The 12933-nt window shown below is 54.3% G+C and carries 14 protein-coding genes; 6 read left to right on the top strand and 8 right to left on the bottom strand.

Annotated features, from left to right (window positions below; genetic code table 11):
* Positions 1-17: 17 nt before the first annotated feature.
* The 4 genes from flgE to flgB are packed head-to-tail and all read right to left on the bottom strand — an operon-like array spanning position 18 to position 2823.
* Positions 18-1268: a flagellar hook protein FlgE gene (flgE, locus tag IXC47_RS05510; RefSeq protein WP_175626670.1), complete on the bottom strand. Its 1251-nt coding sequence runs from the start codon at positions 1266-1268 to the stop codon at positions 18-20.
* Positions 1269-1298: 30 nt separating this feature from the next.
* The gene (locus IXC47_RS05505) at positions 1299-1976 is read right to left on the bottom strand and encodes a flagellar hook assembly protein FlgD (RefSeq protein WP_195874945.1); all 678 of its coding nucleotides are present in this window, start codon (positions 1974-1976) and stop codon (positions 1299-1301) included.
* A gap of 17 nt (positions 1977-1993) precedes the next feature.
* On the bottom strand, positions 1994-2401 hold the full coding sequence (gene flgC / locus IXC47_RS05500; RefSeq protein WP_124575058.1) for a flagellar basal body rod protein FlgC: 408 nt from the start codon (positions 2399-2401) through the stop codon (positions 1994-1996).
* Between the two features lie 2 nt (positions 2402-2403).
* On the bottom strand, positions 2404-2823 hold the full coding sequence (gene flgB, locus IXC47_RS05495) for a flagellar basal body rod protein FlgB (protein ID WP_175626668.1): 420 nt from the start codon (positions 2821-2823) through the stop codon (positions 2404-2406).
* A gap of 198 nt (positions 2824-3021) precedes the next feature.
* On the opposite strand from flgB, the gene flgA reads away from it, so the two are divergent.
* Genes flgA through IXC47_RS05480 form a run of 3 tightly spaced genes read left to right on the top strand, consistent with a single transcriptional unit; the run spans position 3022 to position 4641 of the window.
* Positions 3022-3738: a flagellar basal body P-ring formation chaperone FlgA gene (gene flgA / locus IXC47_RS05490; protein WP_195874944.1), complete on the top strand. Its 717-nt coding sequence runs from the start codon at positions 3022-3024 to the stop codon at positions 3736-3738.
* Between the two features lie 57 nt (positions 3739-3795).
* A complete protein-coding gene (gene flgM, locus IXC47_RS05485; protein WP_326838372.1) occupies positions 3796-4155 on the top strand; it encodes a flagellar biosynthesis anti-sigma factor FlgM in 360 nt (119 codons plus the stop codon).
* A 6-nt stretch (positions 4156-4161) separates the two neighbouring features.
* Entirely contained in the window at positions 4162-4641 is a 480-nt protein-coding gene (locus IXC47_RS05480) for a flagella synthesis protein FlgN (protein ID WP_195874943.1), read from the top strand.
* A 102-nt stretch (positions 4642-4743) separates the two neighbouring features.
* On the opposite strand, the gene IXC47_RS05475 is transcribed toward IXC47_RS05480, so the two are convergent.
* Positions 4744-5079 (bottom strand): hypothetical protein, encoded by a 336-nt coding sequence (locus tag IXC47_RS05475; RefSeq protein ID WP_326838371.1) that lies wholly within the window; start codon positions 5077-5079, stop codon positions 4744-4746.
* Between the two features lie 173 nt (positions 5080-5252).
* On the opposite strand from IXC47_RS05475, the gene ompR reads away from it, so the two are divergent.
* Both ompR and IXC47_RS05465 read left to right on the top strand, forming a co-directional pair.
* Positions 5253-6020 carry an osmolarity response regulator transcription factor OmpR gene (ompR, locus tag IXC47_RS05470; RefSeq protein ID WP_041296449.1) on the top strand — a complete coding sequence of 256 codons (768 nt, stop codon included), beginning with the start codon at positions 5253-5255 and terminating at the stop codon, positions 6018-6020.
* 29 nt (positions 6021-6049) lie between these two features.
* A complete protein-coding gene (locus IXC47_RS05465) occupies positions 6050-7417 on the top strand; it encodes a sensor histidine kinase (protein WP_195874942.1) in 1368 nt (455 codons plus the stop codon).
* A 111-nt stretch (positions 7418-7528) separates the two neighbouring features.
* On the opposite strand, the gene IXC47_RS05460 is transcribed toward IXC47_RS05465, so the two are convergent.
* The 3 genes from IXC47_RS05460 to ispD all read right to left on the bottom strand — a co-directional run bounded on the left by IXC47_RS05460 (position 7529) and on the right by ispD (position 9290).
* Positions 7529-7837, bottom strand: coding sequence for a hypothetical protein (locus IXC47_RS05460; protein ID WP_175626663.1), 309 nt, complete (start codon positions 7835-7837; stop codon positions 7529-7531).
* Positions 7838-8091: 254 nt separating this feature from the next.
* On the bottom strand, positions 8092-8598 hold the full coding sequence (ispF, locus tag IXC47_RS05455; RefSeq protein ID WP_175626662.1) for a 2-C-methyl-D-erythritol 2,4-cyclodiphosphate synthase: 507 nt from the start codon (positions 8596-8598) through the stop codon (positions 8092-8094).
* Positions 8595-9290, bottom strand: coding sequence for a 2-C-methyl-D-erythritol 4-phosphate cytidylyltransferase (ispD, locus tag IXC47_RS05450; RefSeq protein WP_195874941.1), 696 nt, complete (start codon positions 9288-9290; stop codon positions 8595-8597). Before ispD ends, ispF begins: the two co-directional genes overlap by 4 nt.
* Positions 9291-9482: 192 nt before the next feature.
* Between ispD and mfd the strand changes: the two genes are divergently transcribed.
* Entirely contained in the window at positions 9483-12926 is a 3444-nt protein-coding gene (gene mfd, locus IXC47_RS05445; protein WP_175626660.1) for a transcription-repair coupling factor, read from the top strand.
* The last annotated feature ends 7 nt before the right edge of the window (positions 12927-12933 follow it).

The raw sequence follows: 12933 nt of genomic DNA, 5'->3' as shown, positions 1-12933 counted from the left end.
ATGACTTGCTTCATGCATTAACGCAGGTTCACCAGTGTCTGCATGATCTGATCTTGCGTTTTGATGGTTTGCGCATTCGCCTGGTAGTAACGTTGCGCAGTGATCATGTTGACCAGCTCGGCTGTCAGGTCGACGTTCGATTCCTCGACACGTGCCGACTGCACTGCACCGAGCCCGCTGCTACCCGGCGTACTGGTCAGTGGCACGCCAGATTCAGCGGTTTCCACCCATTGGTTGTCGCCGATGTTTTGCAAGCCGTTAGGATTGGCAAAACGCGACAGGATGACCTGGCCCAGCACATTCACCTGGCCATTGCTGTAACGGCCGACGATAGAACCGTCGTTGGCAACGTCAAAACCAGTCAGGGTACCTGCCTTATAACCATCCGGCAGCTGACGCGCCACACCAAAAGCTTGTGCAAACTGCTGGGTGCCTGCGTGATCGATAGAGATATTGAAAGGTGTCACCGCACCTGTCGTGACTGCCATTGCAGCTACCAGCGGCGAAGGTGTGGTGCCGGTCAATACACCACCGGTACCGAATTGCATCGTGCCCAGAGGTACTGGCGGGTTGGTTGCACTGGTAGGCAGGGTGTAACCGATAGGCACGCCGTCATTGGTAGCGAATACGCTCCATTGACCACCCGCTGTTTTGACATAGAAAGTACGCAGCACGTGCGAGTTACCCAGGCTGTCATAGACAGGTACCGAGGTCGAATCGCTGAAGGTAGTTGGATCGTCCGGATTGAAGTTATTCGCGACCAATGGATCTTTACGCGAATCCAGTGTCAGCTTGAGTTCGTATTTGGTGGTTGCCTTAGGCGCGAGGTCAGCCTTGTTGATGATAATTTCAGTCGGTGCGCCGATCGCAACCACGCCATTCGCATCCGCCATGTAACCAGTCAGGCGTCCACCGGCAGCATTCTCGATATAGCCTTCCTTGGTCAATTCGAACTGGCCGTTACGGGCATAAGTAATCGTGCCGCCGCTGCTCATGCGGAAGAAACCGTCACCATTGATCGCCATATCCAGCGGATTGTTGGAAGCGGTGATATTGCCCTGGCTGAACAGTTGCGCGACGCGCGCGATCTGGGTACCGATACCGATTTGTGCTGCGCCGGAACCAGACAATGTGCTGGCGTAGATATCCGAAAACTGCATTTGCGATTGTTTGAAACCGACTGTATTCGCATTGGCAACGTTGTTGCCGATGGTTTCGAGACTTTTGCTTGCGGCATTCAATCCGCTCAAACCTTGTTGGAAACTCATGCTCTTTCTCCTGGTTGATGTGCCGCTGTATTAAAGAATTTGACGGATGTCTGCGAGGGTCAATCCACCCAGGCCTGGAACGTTGATCTGTATGCCGCTGGCAGAAGTGGAAACCGTGGTCACTATGCCGAATTGCAATGGATTCGATGTGACGGCCTTGCCAGCCAGGCTGGATGTCACTTCAAACTTGTATGTGCCATCCGCTGCCTTGGTACCGTCAGCCTTGGTACCGTCCCACAACAGAGGCACGGTGCCAGATTTTTGCGGACCAAGTTCGATGGTCTGGATGACGTTGCCGGAAGAGTCCTTGACCAGGATTTGCGCGGTGTCCACATCCTGCGGAAATTCAACGCCCATCAAGCCTTTGCCTTCGGCCAGGCCGATCTCGGAGCCCGGCGCCAATACACCGTGACCTATCATGTTCGCAGCCTGCAATGCCTGATTCGACTGATAGCTGCCCATCATCGATTCCAGTGTGCCGTTCAGTTTGTCGATACCGGTGACGGTCGACAACTGTGCCAGCTGACTGGTGACTTGCGCGTTATCCAGTGGATTCAAAGGATCCTGGTTCTTCATCTGGGTCACGAGCAGGGTCAGGAAACGATCCTGCGCTTCTTCTGCAGTGCTCTTCTTGGCCGCGCCGGAACCATTCATCTGGTCCAGTAAAGCCTGTGGCAGGACGGTGGCATTGCTATTGACTGTGGTCATGATTAATCCTGATTGTTTTACTGACCGATCGTCAGTGTTTTGAGTAGCATGGTCTTGGCCGTGTTCATGGTTTCGACGTTGGTTTGGTAGGAACGCGAAGCGGAAATCATATTCACCATTTCCTCCACCACATTCACGTTAGGCATGGCGACGTGGCCGGTTTCATCTGCGTTCGGATGCTTGGGATCGAACACCATCTTCAGTGGCGACGTATCTTCCACCACGCGATTGACACGTACACCAGTCGAAGTCGCACCGCCCTTCATTTGCTGCGCCTGAAATTCCACTTGTTTGGCGCGATAGGTCTTGCCATCGGCGCTGGTGGTACTTTCAGCATTCGCGATATTGCTGGAGACGACGTTGAGGCGCTGAGCTTGTGCGCTCATCGCCGAACCGGAGACATTGAATATATTAAATAGCGACATGATTATTGCCCCTGGATAGCGGTGAACATGCCCTTGATCTTCGAAGAGACCAGGGTCAGGCCGACTTCGTAACGCAAGGCGTTATCGGTAAACTGATTGCGTTGCACATCCATATCCACGGTATTGCCGTCGATATTGCCCTGTGCCGTATTGGCGTATAACAAAGGTGCGCCACCCAAAGTCGGCAAGACCTTGGAAGACAGATGCGCGCTGGAAGTCTTGGCCATTTCACTCGGCGCGGCAGCACTGGTCTTGCTGCGTGCTAGCGCACCTTGCAGGGCCTTGTTAAAATCAACGTCACGCGCCTTGAAGTTGGGCGTATCCGCATTCGCTATATTGGACGCCAGTATTTGCTGACGCTGACCGCGCAAACTCAGCGCGGTTTCCTGAAAGCGCATCATGTCATCAAGTTTTCCCATCATTCCGTTCTCCGAAGTGTGCGTTCAAGGAATGGCTACCCTGCACTAATCATGGATTTCTATAGCGTCGATCATACGGAGCGACCGTATGCTTCGATCAAACGATAAGAAGACAAAAATCCATGCTATTCCCCGCTTTAGCTGAACCTCGAATCGGTACCATGATCGTGCAATTAGCTCACCACCACTTCATTGGCTGCCATGAAACACTCTATCCACATCGCTATCGCCGCTTTCTCCGCCGCACTCTCGCTGACTACTCAGCTGGCGTGGGCGCAAGCCGTCGCCGAACCGCGTCAGGATCTGGCGCTGCTGAAACAAACCGCTGAACAGTTTTTGCTGACGCAAGCCAAGGGCTTGCCGGGTGAAGTAAAAGTGACGGTCGGCGCCATCGATCCGCGTTTGAAATTGCCGGTCTGTCCGGTACCGGAAGCGTTCCTGCCACCTTCCAGCAAAGCCTGGGGCAAAACCACGGTAGGTGTGCGCTGCAATGTGCCGACCAACTGGACTATCTATATATCCGCACAAGTGCGTGTACACGGTGAATACATCGCCGCCGCCGCACCACTGGCGCAAGGACAAAATATCGGCCCGGGCGATATCGCCACGGTCAAGGGCGACCTGACCAATCTGCCATCCGGTGTAATCACCGACGCCTCGCAGGCGATAGGTCGTACCGCAGCCAGCACAATTGCACTGGGCGCACCATTAAGACAGGATGCCTTGCGCAACCAGCAGGCGATCCAGCAAGGCCAGGCAGTACGCGTCATTTTGAATGGCGACGGCTTCAGCGTATCCAGCGAAGCACGCGCTTTGAATAATGCTAACGAGGGTCAACTGACTCAGGTAAGAACCGCTGCAGGCCAGGTCATCAGCGGGATTGCCAAGCTGGGCGGCATCGTCGAGTTAGCATACTGACAATATAAATTAGTACACAATATTTTACGTTTGCCCCATTTAGGACTAAAGTTTGCTGTGATAACGCCGATAGACCAAGCAGAGATAGGCGTTTTGCCGCAAACCAAACGGGGTGAAGTCGTGAAAATTAATGACGCAAGCAAGAAAATCGCGGGAGTCGGCGTAGCAGCTACGCAGACTCGCGCAGGCAAGGCACCGGAAAAGGCCGATACCGGCTCGGTGTCTTCGAATGTAACGTTATCGTCGCAAGTGCAGGCCTTGACCAGCCAGGTCGCCAGCGCGAGCGTTTTTGATGCTAAAAAAGTAGATGAGATCAAGGCAGCTATTGCCGGTGGTCAATTCCAGGTCAATGCAGAACGCGTTGCCGACGGATTGATGGATACGGTGAAAGACCTGATCTCCACACGTAAAGGTTAAATATTCATGAAATCGTTCGGTACCAGCCCTGCAGATAGTTTGATTGAAGAACACAAAGCCATCCGTGCTCTGACCGAATTATTGAAGCTGGAACAGGAACATCTGATTTCTGCGAATGTTGAAGGCATCGCTGCCCTCACTGAAGAAAAAGCAAAAGCTGCAACTCAAATGGCAGAGCTGGCTAACTGGCGTCACAACGCGTTGGCTGCTGCCGGTTTTGAGCCAGCCGAAGCGAGCATGCAAGCCTGGCTGGAAAGCTCACCAAAGGCGCAATCAGCAAAGAAAAGCTGGCAAGAATTGATCGAACTGGCGCAAGTCGCCAACGAACTCAATCGCGTCAACGGCACCCTGATCAACAAGCAGATGGTGCGCAATCAAAACGTGCTCAACATACTGCAACACGGCAACGTACAAGACAGCAATGTCTATGGCCCGAATGGCCAGACCGCGAGCAAAAGCGTCGGTCGTCACTTCGTTGCAGGCTAATGCCACTATCTATCTCAGATAAGTAATCACACTCAGCACCCAAAGAAAAAGCCACCAGATACTGGTGGCTTTTTTATTGCACGCTAGCAAGCGTATGCAGGCTTAGCGACGCGGCGCATAAATATCGCGCCCTGCTTCATCGATCTGGCGACGCAATGCGCGACGCTCATCCGGCGACAGGCGTGCATCGCGGCGCGATTGCTCCTGCTGCTGCCGTTCCATATTGCGATTGTTGTCGTAGGCACGATCATTCGACTGACGTCTGGAATCATAGTGTCCCTGATCCTGGTTGCCACGATAGCGATTATCGCTTTGCACATAAGAACCGAATGAATTATTCTGAAATCGCGATTGCGCAAGCGCCATCGTCGTACTTGCAAAGGTACTGACCAGTAGCAACACCAATCCCATTCTTTTCAATGTTATATTCATCATCATCTTCCGCAGCGCTTTGAACAGTTACCAGGTCCTTCGCACTTCTTATTTACCATGTTCAAAGTTTATGCTGCTTTGCTCTTAGTCCTAAGTCCAATTCCGTAAAGGTTGTAACACTTTGTAATGCCACACCTCCTCGCTATGTCGAGAAGACCTTCTGAAGTTACCATAGCCATATGAATACGACAAATGCATCCATGAAGGACACGGCTCACTCGACCAATTCCCACCAGACCAAAGTCCTGGTGGTAGACGACGATCTGCGCTTGCGCGATCTGCTGCGCCGTTACCTGTCCGAACAAGGTTTTAATGTAGTCACCGCGGAAAACGCGCAAGCCATGAATAAGCTCTGGCTGCGCGAACGCTATGACTTGCTGGTACTCGATTTGATGTTGCCGGGTGAAGACGGCTTGTCCATCTGCCGCCGTCTGCGCGGTGCTGGCGACAAAACCCCGATCATCATGCTCACCGCCAAGGGCGAAGACGTCGATCGTATCGTCGGCCTCGAAATGGGCGCCGACGATTATCTCGCAAAACCTTTCAATCCGCGCGAATTAGTGGCACGTATCAGCGCAGTCCTGCGTCGTGTCGGCCCCGAAGAAATTCCAGGCGCACCATCCGAAACACCGCAATCATTTACCTTCGGTGAATTCGTACTCGACCTCGGTACGCGCACATTGAAAAAGAATGATGAAACCGTCCCGCTGACGACCGGCGAATTCTCAGTCCTGAAAGTATTCGCACGTCACGCGCGTCAACCACTGTCCCGAGAAAAATTAATGGAACTGGCACGCGGCCGCGAATACGAAGTATTTGATCGCAGCCTGGACGTCCAGATTTCACGCCTGCGCAAACTGATAGAGCCAGATCCTTCGACCCCGTTGTACATCCAGACGGTATGGGGTCTGGGTTATGTCTTCATCCCTGAAGGCAAGCCACGCTAAACACACAGCCGCAGCCGAAAAAAACAAGGATGCCCACCACTACCAATCGCCTGAACTGGATCAAAAGCGGCCTGTTCTGGCGCACTTTTTTCCTGCTCGCCTTCCTGATTGCAGCCAGCATGGCGGCCTGGGTCGCCAGCTATCGCATCATCGAACAAACACCGCGCGCGAACCAGATCGCAGCGCAGGTGATTTCAGTCGTCACCATCACACGCGCTGCGCTGACCCACTCCGCACCGGACCTGCGGCGTGAATTGCTGTTCGACCTCGCCAGCAATGAAGGCATACGCGTCTACCCGCTGGAAGAAAACGATCGTATCGAGCCGCCTATCCAGAACAGCATGATGCGTACCATACAGGAGCATGTACGCTCCGGATTGGGACAGGACACCCGCTTTGCGCGCGCTGTCAATGACGTTGCCGGCTTCTGGGTCAGCTTCACCATCTCGGATGATGAATACTGGCTGATGCTGGACCGCGACCGCATCGAAGGCAGTTCGGGTGTGCAATGGCTGGGCTGGGGTGCGATGACATTGTTGCTGTCATTACTCGGCGCACTGATGATCTCCGGCCTCATCAATCAACCGCTGGCACGCCTGACGGCCGCGACCCGCGCTATCGCCAATGGCCAGCGCCCTGCTCCACTGCCTGAACGTGGCCCGACCGAAATCCGCGAAGCCAATCACAGTTTCAATCAAATGGTCGACGACCTGAATCGCGTAGAGTCGGATCGCGCCGTCGTGCTGGCCGGTATTTCGCATGACTTGCGCACGCCACTGGCACGCATGCAACTGGAAGTCGAGCTGGCTGGCCTGCCACCGGAAGCGCGCGTCGGCATGCAGTCTGATCTCGAGCAAATGGACGCCATCATCGGCCAGTTCCTCGACTATGCGAAACCGAGCGACAGCAGCCACTTCCAGCCTATAGACATGAGCACGCTGATGAATAGCGCGGCACAGGAAGCCTTGCGCATGCAGGATGTGCGCATCAATAGCAAAGTCGATGACAAGCTGGTCGTACTCGGCAATGCGATCGACATCAAACGCGTCATCAACAATATCATCGAGAATGCACGACGCTACGGCAAACTGCCGGGCAATGATTATGTAGAAATCGATCTGCGCTGCCAGTTGGAAGGCGACAAAGTCATCATCGAAGTCAGCGACCACGGAGCCGGTGTACCGGAAGCAGAGATAGACCGCCTGTTACGGCCGTTTACACGGATGGATAGCGCACGCGGGCAAGCGAATGGTGCAGGACTCGGCCTCGCTATCGTAGACCGCATCGTCAAGCGGCATAGCGGCAAACTGCAATTATTGAATCGTGAAGGTGGTGGCCTGACGATACACATCGCACTCAATCAGGCGAAGAAACGTCATGGCGTATTAGCTGGTTAAAATGCGCATCTAATATGACCCGCACAAAACAAAACGCACATGCTCAATGAGGATGTGCGTTTTTTATTTGGATCCGCATAGCATGAAGGCTATGCGTATAGCGCGAAATACTTAAGCGCGCTCGTCTTTCACTTCAGTGATACCACCTTCAATGATGATATCGCTACGTCCTTGCGATTGCTGGTAGGCGTAACGCTCAGCGGCAAAACGCGCTTTCGCTGCCTTGCGTTTCTTGAACAGCAGCACAGGGATCAGCAACCAGCTCAGCAACAGCACGGTCACCACGACCAGCAATCCTACGGCAAGCACCAGACCCAATACCAGCCACGCGATCAGACGCGAAAAAAATCCACCCGATTGATGACGGCGGAAGACTTGTTGCCAATTCTGAGCCTGCTGGCTGAAAAAGAAAGATGCCATAGTTGTAATCACTCCTGTCTCTGTAGTATACGCCAATTCAGCGCAAACGATATTTTCCTGATCCGGATGCTGCCAATGTAGCCATGCCGGGTGCGCTATGCGTATGCAATGATAGATAGCGCTTTTACCTAAAAATTCAATACGAGCAGAGATTAATTCTTAAAAATCGTCGCTAAAACCGTGAAAAACACCGCTATCCCGACACAAAATTATTCTTTTCACACCGATTTTCGCTGTAATCCCTGTAGTTGTTATCAGGCGTTACGATAAATCAGCGCCACTGCTTCAGCCGCGATACCCTCTTCACGCCCCAGGTAACCGAGTTTTTCATTGGTTTTCGCCTTGATATTCACCTGATCGATGGCGACGCCCAGATCGGCAGCGATATGCGCCACCATGGACGGGATATGCGGTGCCATCTTCGGCTTCTGCGCAATGATAGTCGCGTCCACATTACCTATGCTGTAACCTGCCGCCGCCACACGCTTGACCGCCTCCCGCAACAAGACCCGCGAATCAGCACCTGCAAACTCCACGGCAGTATCCGGGAAATGACGGCCGATATCACCCAGTGCCGCCGCACCAAACAAGGCATCGGTAATCGCGTGCAACAGCACATCCGCATCAGAATGGCCAAGCAAACCGGTACTGTGCGGTATCGTCACGCCACCTATGATCAGCTTGCGGCCTGCGACCAGTGCGTGACAATCGTAGCCCTGGCCGATACGGAAAGGCAGGCCCGCGTTCTGGGAAACACTCATACAAATCCTTTTAAATATAGTTCTGCCAATGCCACATCGTGCGGCAAAGTCACTTTGAAATTCCTGGCGTCGCCTTCGACCAGCCTGGGCTGCAAGCCCAACGCCTCAATCGCGCTCGCCTCATCCGTCACCGCCGTTGCCTGCTCCAGCGCACGCAATAGCAAACCGTAACGAAACATTTGCGGCGTCTGTGCCGCCCACAGGCGATCACGCGTGACGGTCTGATCCACCCGCCCTTCCGCACCCGCACGCTTCAGGGTATCGACCACCGGTACCGCCAGTAAGCCGCCGACCTCATCATCTTGCAGGATATTGATCAGCTTATCGATCAGACCTATGCTCAGGCCCGGACGTGCGGCATCGTGTACCAGCACCCAATCATCGTCATTGATCTCACTACGCATGGCGTGCAGACCATTCAGTACAGACTGATGGCGCGTCGCGCCGCCGACATGCAATACGGTGGCGTAGGAATCATCATGCAAAGCGGCCATGGTCGCGTCGATATAGCCATCCTCGGCGCTGACGACGACAAAGGTATGCGTTATCGCATCGGCCCGGCAAAAAGTGTCCAGCACATGGCGCAGCATCGGTTTCCCGGCTATCTGCACATATTGTTTGGGTATCTTTTCGCCCATGCGCGCACCGACGCCGGCGGCAGGAATCAGGGCGAAATAACGGGGTGAGCTCATGTTTTGGTCTTGGGAAGATGCGTGGGTGCGCTCATTATTATGGGGCTATCCCTTATGGATTGCGCACGCGCCCGACGGGAGGGAGGGCTTGGTTTATAATCTCATCATAATTTTTCACTGTCAAATGAAGTGCCTGCAGGCAAGTTAGCCGGTGCTTTTTGACCACCCTGACATTTTTAATGTCACTATTTGATGTCATTCGACCTAAAAAAATCACTTCCCAAGCCCGCTACGCGTTTTGTCCTGCCCCCGGTACACGGTTCGGCGGATGCCTATGTATTGGCGCAAGCCGCAGCTGAACTCAAGTCGCAGAAACGCATGTTGACAGTCGTCGTGGCGAACGCCAGCGACGCGCAACGCCTGTTGGCAGAAATCCCGTGGTTCGGCAAAGAACCAAACGATCTGCGCTGCCATTTGCTGCCGGATTGGGAAACCTTGCCTTACGACGCCTTTTCACCACACCAGGACCTGGTTTCCGAGCGTCTGGCAACGCTGTACGAAGTCTTGAACGGTCACTGCGACGTCCTGATCGTACCGGCCACCACGGCGCTGGTGCGCATGGCACCGCCTGCTTTCCTTGCGTCCTATACCTTTTTCTTCAAACAAGGCGAAACGCTGGACGAAGCCAAGCTGAAGGCGCAATTGCAACTGGCTGGTTACAGCCCGGTCAAGCAAGTCATGTCGCCCGGCGAGTACTCGGTGCGCGGTGGCCTGATCGATATCTATCCTATGGGTTCGGTACTGCCTTACCGTATCGACTTGTTTGGCGACACCATAGACAGCATACGCACCTTTGACGCCGATACGCAGCGCTCGCTGTATCCGGTCAAGGAAGTGCGCCTGTTACCGGCGCGCGAATTCCCGATGGACGAAGAAGCGCGCACCGCTTTCCGTGGTCGCTGGCGTGAAGTGTTCGAGGGTGATCCTAGCCGTTCGGTGATTTACAAAGACATAGGCAGCGGCATTGCATCTGCCGGCATCGAATACTATCTGCCGCTGTTCTTCGAACAAACGAATACCCTGTTCGATTATTTGCCCGGCGATGCGACCTTCGCACTGGTAGGCGATATAGAAGCTGCAATCAAACGCTTCTGGGACGATACGCAATCGCGCTACCGCTTCCTCAAGTCGGATCGTGAGCGCCCTATCCTCGCGCCGGAACAAATCTTCCTCAGCGATGAAAACTTTTTCACGCTGGCCAAACCATTTGGCCGCTGGGTGATACAGAACCAGGACGTCGCGTCCGAATTATCAGCACCATTGCCGAATATCGCAGTCAATCGTCGTGCCGACGACCCGCTAGTCAACCTCCGCGCCTACCTGCTGCAAACCGACAAGCGCGTCATGATTTGCGCGGAAAGCAATGGCCGGCGCGAAACCTTGCAGCAGTATTTCAATGAATATGATTTAGCGCTGACCCCGACTGAAGGCTTTGCCGACTTCAGCACAGCGTCTGCCAAACTGATGCTGGGCGTCGCGCCCATGCACGCCGGTTTCGAGCTGGGTAATGCACTGGGTGGCCTCGCCTTCATTACCGAAACCGAGTTGTACGCAGGCTCCGGCCGTCGTGTCGGCAGCAAGAAGCAGGAGGGAGCAACCCAGGTCGAATCCATGGTGCGCGACCTGTCCGAACTCAAAATCGGCGATCCGGTCGTGCACGTCAATCACGGTATAGGCCGCTACATGGGCCTGGCCAGCATGGATCTGGGTGAAGGCGAAACCGAATTCCTGCACCTCGAATATGCGAAGGACACCAAGCTATATGTGCCGGTTTCGCAACTGCACGTGATCTCGCGCTACTCCGGTGCCTCACCGGAAGATGCGCCACTGCACGCACTCGGCTCCGGCCAATGGGAAAAAGCCAAACGCCGCGCTGCCGAAAAAATCCGTGACACTGCTGCCGAACTGCTGAACCTGTATGCCCGCCGCGCACTGCGCGAAGGCCACAGCTTCGAATATTCGGCGCATGACTACCAAGCCTTTGCCGAAAGCTTCGGCTTTGAAGAAACCGCCGACCAAGCTGCCGCCATCAAGTCTGTGATCGAGGACATGACCAGCGGCAAACCGATGGACAGGCTGATTTGCGGCGATGTCGGCTTCGGCAAAACCGAAGTTGCATTGCGCGCCGCTTTCGTTGCGGTACTCGGCGGCAAACAGGTCGCTATCCTGGCACCAACCACGCTGCTGGCGGAACAACATGCGCAAACCTTCGCCGATCGCTTTGCCGACTGGCCGGTACGCATCGCCGAATTGTCACGCTTCCGTACCGCTAAGGAAGTAACGCAAGCGATCAAAGGCATGGCCGATGGCACCATCGATATCGTGATCGGCACGCACAAGCTGCTGTCCGGTGACATCAAATTCTCGCGTCTAGGTCTGGTCATCATCGACGAAGAGCACAGGTTTGGCGTGCGTCAGAAAGAAGCACTGAAAGCCTTGCGTGCCGAGGTCGACGTATTGACGCTGACTGCCACCCCTATCCCGCGTACGCTGGGTATGGCACTGGAAGGTTTGCGTGATTTCTCCATCATCGCCACAGCACCACAAAAACGTCTGGCGATCAAAACCTTCGTCCGTAGTGAAAACGACTCAGTCATACGCGAAGCATGCTTGCGTGAATTGAAGCGTGGTGGCCAGGTTTACTTCCTGCACAATGAAGTCGAGACCATACAAAACCGCAAAGCCATGCTGGAAGAGCTGATGCCGGAAGCGCGCATAGGCGTCGCGCATGGCCAGCTGCACGAGCGCGACCTGGAACGTATCATGCGCGACTTCGTGGCGCAGCGTTTCAACATCCTGCTGTGTACAACGATTATCGAAACAGGTATCGACGTCCCGACTGCCAACACCATCATCATGCACAGAGCCGATAAATTCGGCCTGGCACAACTACATCAACTGCGCGGTCGTGTCGGTCGTTCGCATCACCAGGCTTATGCTTATCTGCTGGTGCACGATGTACAAGGCTTGAGCAAGCTGGCGCAACGTCGCCTCGACGCCATCCAGCAAATGGAAGAACTGGGCAGCGGCTTTTATCTGGCCATGCACGATCTGGAAATCCGTGGCGCAGGTGAAGTACTGGGTGACAATCAGTCCGGCGAGATGAGTGAGATCGGGTTCCAGCTCTATTCGGACATGCTGAATGAGGCTGTACGTTCGCTCAAGAATGGCAAGGAGCCGGATCTGGCAGCACCTCTGGCCAGCACCACCGAAATCAATCTGCACGTACCTGCACTCTTGCCGAACACCTATTGCGGCGATGTGCATGAGCGTTTGTCGATCTACAAACGCCTGGCCAACTGCAAAACGGCAGACGCCATCAACGACTTGCAGGAAGAATTGATAGACCGTTTTGGTAAATTACCGGATGCGGCACAGGCATTGGTAGAAACACACCGTTTGCGGGTCGCAGCGATTCCGGTTGGTATTATCAAGATCGATGCACACGCAGAATCGGCAACGCTGCAGTTCGAACCTAACCCTCCTATCGATGCGATGCGTATCATAGAGTTGATCCAAAAAAATCGTCATATAAAATTGAACGGCCAGGACAAATTGCGTATCACTGCAAATATGCCGGATCTGGCTGCACGCGTAGGGCAGATTAAAAACACCATACGTGCCCTGCTTAACTAAACTGACT

Source organism: Herminiimonas contaminans (assembly GCF_015645465.1).
In the GTDB taxonomy this organism is placed as follows: Bacteria; Pseudomonadota; Gammaproteobacteria; order Burkholderiales; family Burkholderiaceae_D; genus Oxalicibacterium; species Oxalicibacterium contaminans.
Note: the sequence above shows the minus strand (reverse complement) of the source record. Positions and strands in the feature narration are given on the sequence as shown.

Coding starts and splice junctions, on each gene's coding strand:
- ispF (WP_175626662.1), bottom strand. CDS start 8,598: ATGAGTGTTTCCCAGAACGCGGGCCTGCCTTTCCGTATCGGCCAGGGC.
- IXC47_RS05475 (WP_326838371.1), bottom strand. CDS start 5,079: ATGATGATGAATATAACATTGAAAAGAATGGGATTGGTGTTGCTACTG.
- IXC47_RS05460 (WP_175626663.1), bottom strand. CDS start 7,837: ATGGCATCTTTCTTTTTCAGCCAGCAGGCTCAGAATTGGCAACAAGTC.
- IXC47_RS05505 (WP_195874945.1), bottom strand. CDS start 1,976: ATGACCACAGTCAATAGCAATGCCACCGTCCTGCCACAGGCTTTACTG.
- IXC47_RS05465 (WP_195874942.1), top strand. CDS start 6,050: ATGCCCACCACTACCAATCGCCTGAACTGGATCAAAAGCGGCCTGTTC.
- mfd (WP_175626660.1), top strand. CDS start 9,483: ATGTCATTCGACCTAAAAAAATCACTTCCCAAGCCCGCTACGCGTTTT.
- ispD (WP_195874941.1), bottom strand. CDS start 9,290: ATGAGCTCACCCCGTTATTTCGCCCTGATTCCTGCCGCCGGCGTCGGT.
- flgA (WP_195874944.1), top strand. CDS start 3,022: ATGAAACACTCTATCCACATCGCTATCGCCGCTTTCTCCGCCGCACTC.
- flgB (WP_175626668.1), bottom strand. CDS start 2,823: ATGATGGGAAAACTTGATGACATGATGCGCTTTCAGGAAACCGCGCTG.
- flgE (WP_175626670.1), bottom strand. CDS start 1,268: ATGAGTTTCCAACAAGGTTTGAGCGGATTGAATGCCGCAAGCAAAAGT.
- flgC (WP_124575058.1), bottom strand. CDS start 2,401: ATGTCGCTATTTAATATATTCAATGTCTCCGGTTCGGCGATGAGCGCA.
- ompR (WP_041296449.1), top strand. CDS start 5,253: ATGAATACGACAAATGCATCCATGAAGGACACGGCTCACTCGACCAAT.
- IXC47_RS05480 (WP_195874943.1), top strand. CDS start 4,162: ATGAAATCGTTCGGTACCAGCCCTGCAGATAGTTTGATTGAAGAACAC.